The 7,029-nt window shown below is 57.2% G+C and carries 5 protein-coding genes; 3 read left to right on the top strand and 2 right to left on the bottom strand.

The features are described from left to right. The first annotated feature begins 493 nt into the window (after positions 1-493). From EPN93_01790 to EPN93_01780, 3 genes are read left to right on the top strand one after another with little or no spacing between them, the layout of a single operon-like run. The gene (locus EPN93_01790) at positions 494-3,553 is read left to right on the top strand and encodes a pyruvate, phosphate dikinase (GenBank protein ID TAL39400.1); all 3,060 of its coding nucleotides are present in this window, start codon (positions 494-496) and stop codon (positions 3,551-3,553) included. A gap of 37 nt (positions 3,554-3,590) precedes the next feature. After that, entirely contained in the window at positions 3,591-4,334 is a 744-nt protein-coding gene (locus EPN93_01785; GenBank protein TAL39399.1) for a tetratricopeptide repeat protein, read from the top strand. Between the two features lie 24 nt (positions 4,335-4,358). Next, positions 4,359-5,417, top strand: a complete 1,059-nt coding sequence (locus EPN93_01780) for a hypothetical protein (GenBank protein TAL39398.1) — start codon at positions 4,359-4,361, stop codon at positions 5,415-5,417. On the opposite strand, the gene EPN93_01775 is transcribed toward EPN93_01780, so the two are convergent. Both EPN93_01775 and EPN93_01770 read right to left on the bottom strand, forming a co-directional pair. Beyond that, positions 5,409-6,182: a hypothetical protein gene (locus EPN93_01775; protein TAL39397.1), complete on the bottom strand. Its 774-nt coding sequence runs from the start codon at positions 6,180-6,182 to the stop codon at positions 5,409-5,411. The genes EPN93_01780 and EPN93_01775 overlap by 9 nt on opposite strands. Further along, the gene (locus tag EPN93_01770) at positions 6,179-6,820 is read right to left on the bottom strand and encodes a curli assembly protein CsgG (GenBank protein TAL39396.1); all 642 of its coding nucleotides are present in this window, start codon (positions 6,818-6,820) and stop codon (positions 6,179-6,181) included. The genes EPN93_01775 and EPN93_01770 overlap by 4 nt, the downstream gene beginning before the upstream one ends. Positions 6,821-7,029: the final 209 nt, after the last annotated feature.

Here is a 7,029-nt window from a genome sequence, read left to right as displayed (position 1 = left end):
TATCGGCCACCTCGGGGGGCTTGTCTTCGGTCTCGTCTATTTCTTCGCTTTCAAGAAAAGGACGATAGCGTTCAAATCAAGCATGTGGAAGGCGAAGATTGAAAAAAAAACCGGGGAGTACGCGACCGCACTGAAGTCGGGGAAGGTTTTCGAAGACCCGGAAAAGGCACGAAGGACCGCGATTTTGGAAAAGCTTCACGCGGGCGGAATTGACGCGCTGACCGACGACGATTTCCAGTATATCAAGCTGCTCATGATCATGCACCAGGACAGGGAGATTACCTGTGACGTCCCGTATGCCCCGGGCGGCGAAGAATGCCGGGATTGCGCCGATTCGCCCGACTGCTTTATACGGGAAGCACGCAGGTACGTGAAAAATTAGGGTTGCAATTTGGCGTTCCGGTACCACTTATCTTAAAAAATGCATCGAAACACGCGGGGTCGGGCGGAATCGACGGCCGCGGAATATAATTTCGTGTATGAGGAGATAATCATGACCAAGAGGGTGTATCTGTTCGGGGGGAAGCATACCGACGGCAGGGCGGACATGAAGACGTTGCTCGGCGGCAAGGGGGCCAACCTCGCCGAAATGTGCCAGATAGGCATTCCCGTTCCCGCGGGTTTCACCATCACCACCGAAGTGTGCAATGAATATTACAGGCTCGGCAGGAAGATGCCGGCAGGCCTTGACAAGGAAGTGCTCGCGGCGCTCAAGAAGGTTGAAGACATCATGGGCGCAAAATTCGGCGACCCCAAAAATCCGCTCCTCGTTTCCGTGCGCTCCGGAGCCGTGAAATCGATGCCGGGCATGATGGAAACGGTGCTCAATGTCGGGCTTTGCTCGACCACCATACCGGGAATGATCGCGAAGACCGGAAACCCCCGCTTCGTATACGACGCCTACCGGCGCCTCATCATGATGTACTCCGACGTGGTCATGGAAAAGGCCGCGGGCATCGAGCCGGACGAGGGCAAGGGAATTCGCCAGCAGCTTGACCGGATGCTGGGCGATCTCAAGCAGAGCCGCGGATATAAGACCGACGCCGATATAAGCGGCGACGACCTGAAGGAGCTCGTCGACCGCTTCAAGGGCAAGGTCAGGGAAGTGCTGGGCAAGGAATTTCCCGACAGCCCCTTCGAACAGCTCTGGGGCGGTATCGGCGCGGTGTTCGCATCCTGGAACGGCAAGAGGGCGATATCGTATCGTCGCATCGAGGCCATCCCCGACGAATGGGGAACCGCAGTCAACGTACAGTCGATGGTGTTCGGAAACATGGGAGACACGTCCGCGACCGGCGTGGCGTTTTCCAGGAACCCCGCCACGGGAGACAATCATTTCTACGGTGAATGGCTCGTCAACGCCCAGGGAGAGGACGTCGTCGCGGGCATACGCACCCCTAACCCGCTCAACGAATCCACCAAGAACGATCAGAACAAAGGCATGGTATCGCTCGAGACGGCCATGCCGGCCGTTTATAAGGAACTCGACGGTATCCGCACCAGGCTGGAAAAGCATTACACGGATATGCAGGACATCGAGTTCACCATCCAGGACGGCCGCCTGTGGATGCTCCAGTGCCGCGTGGGCAAGCGAACCGGCACCGCCGCGCTCAACATGGCAATGGACATGCTGGCCGAGGGCCTGATAACGAAAAAGGACGCGATCCTGCGCGTCGCCCCCGCCCAGCTCGACGAGCTCCTTCACCCGATCGTCGATCCCAACGCCGAGAAATCCGCGACGGTGATCGCGCGCGGGCTTCCCGCGGGACCGGGCGGCGCCTGCGGGCCAATCGTCTTCACCGCGAATGACGCGGTCGAGGCGGCGAAGAGCGGCAAGAAGGTGATCCTGGTCCGCGAGGAGACCAATCCGGAAGACGTCGAGGGAATGAGGGCCGCGATCGGGATTCTCACCGCACGCGGCGGAATGACCTCGCACGCGGCGCTCGTTGCCCGCGGGTGGGGCAAGTGCTGTATCGTGGGCGCGGGGACGATACACGTCGACGTGCACGCTAAAACGATGACCGTCGAAGGGCGAAGCTTCCGCGAAGGGGAAACGCTCACCCTGAACGGGACGAAGGGTCTGGTATACGGCGGCGCGCTCACGATGATGGACGCCACCGAAAATCCGCGCTTCCAGAATTTCATGAAAATCGCAGACGAGCTCCGTACCCTGAAGGTGCGCACCAACGCGGACACCCCGGAAGACGCCGCGAAGGCGCGCGAGTTCGGTGCCGAGGGAATTGGACTGTTCAGGACGGAGCACATGTTCTACGGCAAGCACTCGGAGGAGCCGCTGTTCATCCTCCGCAAGATGATATTATCGGACACCGAGGAAAAGAGGCGTGCGGCCCTGGACGAGCTCTTCCCCTTCGTGAAACGCGACATCAAGAACACCCTCGCGGTCATGGACGGGCTTCCCGTGACGATTCGTCTGCTGGATCCCCCGCTGCACGAATTCGTGCCCAACCGGCAGGACGAGCGCGAAAAGCTCGCCGCGTCACTCGGGATCACGATGGAGCGCCTGAGCAAGCGAGCGGACGACCTCCACGAATCGAACCCGATGATGGGACACCGCGGCGTGCGGCTGGGGATCACGTTCCCCGAGATATCCGAGATGCAGTACCGCGCTATTCTCGAGTCCGCGGTTGAACTGAAAAAAGAAGGGAAGAACGTGATCCCGGAGATCATGATCCCCGTGGTAGGCCAGGTCACGGAGCTCGAGCACCAGAGGAAGCTTCTCGACAAGGTGCATGCTGAGGTGTGCAGAAGGATGGGTGTCGCAAAGGTCGAGCACGCGTTCGGAACCATGATCGAGGTTCCGCGCGCGGCGATCACCGCCGACAAGATCGCGAAGGTGGCTGAGTTCTTTTCCTTCGGGACCAATGACCTCACCCAGATGACCTTTGCCTTCTCGCGCGACGATATCGGCGCGTTCGTACCCGATTACGTCGGCAAGAAGCTTCTCCCGATCGACCCGTTCCAGGTTCTCGACCGGGAAGGCGTCGGATCCCTCATGCGAATAGCGGTTGAAAAGGGCCGGGCTACAAGAAAGGACATCAAGCTGGGAATCTGCGGGGAGCACGGAGGCGAGCCGAGTTCGATCGAGTTCTGCCACCAGTTAGGGCTCTCTTATGTGAGCTGTTCGCCTTTCAGGGTGCCCATCGCGCGGCTTGCCGCGGCACAGGCCGCGATCCAGTCCGCGGTGAAGCAACCGGCCGCGAAACCGGCGGTGAAAAAGCTTGCTAAACCCGCTGCAAAGCCGAAGGCCAAAGCGTTGAAGGTGACGGCGGCGAAGCCAAAAGCCAAGGCTGTGAAAGCTGCGGCGGCGAAGCCCAAGGCTAAAGCCGTGAAAGCTGCGGCGGCGAAGCCTAAGGCGAAGGCCGTGAAAGCGACCGCGGCAAAGCCCAAGGCCAAAGCGGTCAAGGCACTATCGGTCAAAGCGAAGGCGAAGCCCAAAGCGAAGCCCATCGCCAGACCGAAAGCAAAACCCAAAGCCAGGGTGAAACCGAAGGCAAAAGCGGTGAAGAAACCGGCCGGGAAAAAGAAAAAGTAAAGACCGCGGCGGGGGGCCGATACACTCCCCCCGCCGTATGCTTAGAGGAATAATTATGAAACGATTTGTATGCGCACTGACCCTTGTTCTTGCACTGTCCGCCGCGGCGATCGCGTCCTACGACGAGGCGCTCAAGCTCTATAACGACAGGCAGTATAAGGAATCTCTTGCGAAAATCGCGTCGGAGCTCTCGGTCGAGAGGGATTTCGAACAGAATTCTCCTAACTATGAGCTTCGCTACCTTGCGGCCCATAATCACTGGAAGCTGGGCAATTTCGATAACGCGATTCTCCATTTGAAAAAATGCGCCGACATTCAAAAGGACATACTCGATCCCCAGATCGATATCGCCCTGATCCTGATCGACGCGAAGCGTTTCAGGGACGCCGAGGCGTCCGCGACGAAGGCCCTGACACTCCAGAAGCATCCGCTGGTGTATTTCCTGCTGGGAAAGGTCAATTACGGGCTGGGGAATTACCCCAAGGCGAAGGAATATTTCGAAAAAGCGATCGCGCTCAACCCGGAATTATATATTGCCTACAACGGCCTGGGAATGACGCTCGTAAAGATGAACAGGTACTCGAACGCGAATATTGCGTTCGCCGCCGCGCACTCCATCGCGCCGGCGTCATCCGAAATCCTGAACAACCTGGGACTGAGCTTCGAATACCTTGGAAAAGACGAGGATGCGCTTGCCAGCTACCAGAAGGCCACGGAGAAAAATCCCGATAACCAGGTTATCCAGCAGAATTATGCGCGCCTGAAAGACAAGAAACGCTGACCGGGGTGCGCTCCCGGCTTTACTATGCCCGCCCATCTCCATGATAATCCGTTGCGGTTTCTGCTCGCGTCCTCTGCACCGGAGGTACGCTATCTCGTGCTCAGGGACTTGCTGGAAGAAAGCCCGGGGGGCGTAGTACTGGAAGAAGCATACCGCGGGCTGGCCAAATCTGAAAGAATCCTCGAACTGAAGGCTGTCGGGAATGCGGGCGTCATGGGAGATGCCGCGCACTTTGATATCTTGTACCGTGGTACAATGTGGTACTTCTGTGAGGCCGCGGCGAGGGGTCTGGATGCGCGGGATGACACGCTCGCGAAAAGCGCAGAATTCCTGCTTCAACGCTCCCAGCTTGATTCAGGCGGAATAACTCTGAACTGGAAACCGGCCCGGGAAGTTTCATGCAGGACGGGCGACCTTATGCGCTGGATGGTCCGGGCGGGGATCACCGACGCCCGGATTGCGCGCGGCATAGGGTGGATAAAGAAGCACCAGAGACACGATGGGGGCTGGCTGCATTGTCCGCTGGCGGGTGTCCTGGACATGGCCTCTCTCATCTTCCTTCGCAGGTCCGGTGACGGAAAACGCGATCGCGAGGAAGATGCCGGAACGCGAAGCTGCGTAAGGGCGACTGCTTCATGTTTGGCGGCCCTTATTGAGGCAAGGAACCTCGAACCGGGCGGGGATTTGGAGAAGAGCATTGCCCGGGGAGCGGAATATTTTCTAAATCATCGATTTTTCATGGGCCCGGAACGATTCGAAGAGCCGGTATGCTGCGGCCTGCGCGGGGCCGATTACCTGAAATCCGGATACCCGGTGATGTCCCACTATGATGCGCTCATGGGGCTCCAGCTCGCGGCACGGGCGGGATTCGCATCGGACCCTCGTACCGTACCTGCGTTCAATCATCTGGTTGCAGGTCAGGAAGCCGGTGGTACCTGGCCCCTGGAAGCTTATGGTGCGGGTATGCTCTTTGAGAAAAAATCCCGGGCGGGTACGGACGGCACGGGATTTATTACGTTGAATGCGCTGCTCGCAATGAAGTATTGCGGCGTGATTGAATGGAATAGAACGGGTTTAGTTTGAGAACGCGTAGCCGGCGGTGAGGATGAAGCACAGCGAGTCGATGGTACCGCTGCCCGCGCCGTTCATGTATTTATAGCCAGGCTTATCCGAATTGCTTAACGTGATTTTTGAATTTAAATTGATGGGATTGCGCGTCCAATCGGCTCCAAGCGATACAAAAAGCCCCCCGCTGAAATAGATTGTGCAGTTCAGCTCCGCACCATAGGTAATGCCGCTTACTGTTTGCTCCGAACTGCCGGTCACGCTCGTCAGGATGGAATTCGCTATGGGAGCCCCCTTGAACGTGCCATATGCATACCCGAGCATTGGTGTGAGCGTGAAATCCCAGCGCTTGCGTACCGTAGTATGAAAGGAAGGCCCGACATACAGGGAAAAATCCTGGTACACGGTTCCCTGCCAGTTGCGGTAGTCCGGACCGAAATCGGTTTTTTGTGAAATATAGGTCCTCTTGAGACGGGCCTTCGCTCCGATATAGTCGATGGGCATATACTCGAACGTGACGCCCATGCCAAAGGCGAGATGTGAAACCTGGAATTCCTTCGTCACCCCGTTCGTGAAAGTGTACGTGCTGTCACTAACAAAGCTGTTTTCACCATCGATGATGCTGCCGCTGGGGGATCCAAAGGCGATAAATCCGCCCAGCAGCATCTGACCCTTGTGCGCGCCCTCGGGTGCCTTATCCAGCTCGTCGAACTCGGTGCCGAGCGCCATGGCCGGCATCAGGATCAGGAGCAGCAGAACGCCCAGTTGCGTTGCAAGCTTCATTTTGCCTTGGCTTTTTTCATGTCCTCGATTTCTTTAATCGCCTCGAGGACTTGTTTTACGATCTGCTTGGAGATGTCGTCGTAACGGGAGCTGTCTACGAGCACGTCCTCTCTATCCCAGATCAAGGAAAGACTGAGACAAAACTTGGAACGGTATCTCCAGTCCCATGCCGAACCCGGCTCCTTGCGCACGGTGAAAAGCAATTCACCCTTCTCCACGCTGAGCGCTTTAAGGGTAAAGGTATCGATAAGGTTCTGGATGGATTTGCCGTCCATTGAATGCTGAAGCGCCGATCCGCGTCCTATGATGATGACATCGGCCCCCAGGAGCTGGCCTACCCTCGTTGCCTGCTCGTTGTCCTCGACGATACCGGTCATGCTCAGGTTCTGTTCTTTCAGGATTTTTTCAATCGCTTCCCTCTCGGCGACCTCGATCTTGCCGGTTTTAAAAAATTGATTGGTTATGGCGTCCGCGAATTCGTCACCCCATGCGGCCCCCTTGACGTCGAACGGGAGCACGGCCACCTTTTTCATCTTTTTACTGACGTCGGTTTTCCTGGAAATGGTGACATCGATGCTCGAACACCCGATAAACGCGATTGCCGCGAGGGCGATCACGATGACGAAAGCCTTTTTCATAATTCCTCCTGAAATTAGGTAAATAAGTACGCCCCGCTCCGGCGCAAACCCGCCGGCATCAATTCCCGAGCATGCCGCGTTCTCGGATCGCTCTGAGTGTATGCATTTTCATTATAGGGAAGCGGGATGGCCATGTCAATAGAAATTGAATCCGGCGGGAATGGGCTTATCGGCCTGAACAGCGATAGGTTACCGTTCATGGTGAGGAA

This window comes from Spirochaetota bacterium, assembly GCA_004297825.1.
In the GTDB taxonomy this organism is placed as follows: Bacteria; Spirochaetota; UBA4802; order UBA4802; family UBA5368; genus FW300-bin19.
The sequence above is the reverse complement of the archived record's forward strand: the minus strand, read 5'-3'. Positions and strand labels throughout refer to the sequence as shown.